Source organism: Carnobacterium sp. (assembly GCF_032094055.1).
In the GTDB taxonomy this organism is placed as follows: Bacteria; Bacillota; Bacilli; order Lactobacillales; family Carnobacteriaceae; genus Carnobacterium_A.
This window is the reverse complement of sequence record NZ_DAMDAK010000046.1, coordinates 13,652-15,478: the sequence shown is the minus strand read 5'-3', so window position 1 is coordinate 15,478 and position 1,827 is coordinate 13,652. Positions and strand designations below refer to the sequence as shown.

Here is a 1,827-nt window from a genome sequence, read left to right as displayed (position 1 = left end):
GAGTAAAGAATTCGCTTTTTTAAAACCGCATTATACAATTGAGGGACCTTCTTGGCAAGTAGAGGGCTCTTTTTGGGAACATGATTATCAAATAGTGGAAAAAGGAAGAGTGATTGCTGATATCTCTAAGGAATGGCTAACATGGGGAGACACTTACGCCTTGAATATTACTGATGAAGCCGATGCAGTATTAGCTTTAGGTGTAATCATTGTTATTGATTGTGTCATTGCAAGTCAACGATCTGCAGCAAGCAGTGGTTCGTAAAAATAAAACTATAGATGTATTATAGAAAATTGATTTAGCGTAAAATTTATAGTGATCCTATTTTAAAATAAAAATAGTGTGAAAGCCTAGTTACCTGTATAAACACTGGGCTTATTACACTTTATTAAGGTCAAAAACAAACAATTTACTACCTACGAATGAGCTTTGATACGACGATTTACTCATGTAAAGTGAAAAATCAAAGATAGTTCCAATAAAAAATTGAATAGGTAAAAAAGGTAGACACTTCAAAAATGAGGCGTCTACCTTTTTTTAGGTTCATGAATTCCGTAACTTATTTTTCTAGAATACTTTTTAGTCCAACAACTTCTTATGCATAAACAATGTCGCATTTCGATAATCATAATAAATCTTGGAAAATGCCACTAATTCGCCCTCTCTTAAATAGCTGTCATCTCTGACGGTCAGAGATGGCATATCTGTTGCTAATTGAAAGAATTTCGCATAGGATTCCGTTAATAGCTCACAACGAATGAATTTATCAATAAAACCGACAGTTAAACCTTTCTCTTTTGATAAATAGTCAAACATCGAACCATACATGGCGGCTTCTGAAATTTCACCAACGATCTCTGGTAAATAATAGGAGTGTTCGACCAGATAGGGCTTATCCTCTAATGTACGAAATCTTTCAACTTCAATAAAAAGTTGGTCATCAGAAAACTGTTGATTGCTAGGGTAAAAATCAATCTCAGATAATGAAACAATGCGCTGAGTGGCACCGACTGTTTGAATCCTTTTACCTTCCCGAGCAAGGTCCTCTGTGAATCCTAAATCGCTCTGAGTCATCAAATTGGCCTGATAACGATGCTCATGGATATAGGAACCACGTCCTTGAATTTGATAGATATAGCCAAGTTTGCTCAATTTGCTCAAGGCTTGTCGAAGGGAATATCGTGAAACATTGTAGTAATCCATCAACTTTCTTTCGCTGGGCAATTTACCATTTTTATCAGCTAGTGTTCGTTCTTTGATTCGCTTAATGATATCTGCTGTTAATGAATCAATATCCCATTGTTTATGCATCTTTGTCGCTCCTTTTCTCCTTTTCTTCAAGCTAGTTTTATCTTTATTTTACCGTAAAATAATGCTCGATGCTCTCTTATTTCAAACGTTTGGCCTTTTTTAGACTCGTTTTGTGGGTTTATAGAAAAAAACAGATATCGTAGAATCTTCATAGCTGGATCTTGTTCATATTTAATCCGTCCATAAAATGTGTGATTTAAGCAGCTCTTTGTTCGTCTGCATATAGTTTTCCATCGTACATTTTTATGAATGGGAACCAAATCAAGAAAGCGATCAATGCGCAGACAATCGCAAGAACAAATGCACGCCAATCGCCGCCTGATCCAATAAATCCTGAAAGTCCAATTGGTGTTGGCCAAGCGACTTGTGCGATTGGTGGATTGACAAAGCCTAGATTAATAGCAAAATAAGCAACTGACATAGAAGCCATTGGTGCTAAGAAGAATGGGATTGCGGTATAAGGATTGTAAACAACAGGCATGCCGAATAGGATTGGCTCGTTAATATTGAAGAAT

The 1,827-nt window shown here is 36.2% G+C and carries 2 protein-coding genes and 1 pseudogene; 1 reads left to right on the top strand and 2 read right to left on the bottom strand.

The genetic code is table 11. The features are described 5' to 3' along the window. Positions 1-265 (top strand): LURP-one-related family protein (locus RT405_RS08275; protein WP_313469050.1); only part of this gene is annotated, 265 nt, incomplete at its 5' end. 315 nt (positions 266-580) lie between these two features. Here the strand turns inward: RT405_RS08275 and RT405_RS08270 are convergent. Together RT405_RS08270 and celB are read right to left on the bottom strand one after the other, a co-directional pair. Further along, positions 581-1,312 carry a GntR family transcriptional regulator gene (locus RT405_RS08270; protein ID WP_313469049.1) on the bottom strand — a complete coding sequence of 244 codons (732 nt, stop codon included), beginning with the start codon at positions 1,310-1,312 and terminating at the stop codon, positions 581-583. A 196-nt stretch (positions 1,313-1,508) separates the two neighbouring features. Next, positions 1,509-1,827, bottom strand: a pseudogene (gene celB, locus RT405_RS08265) (PTS cellobiose transporter subunit IIC); the annotation flags it as partial.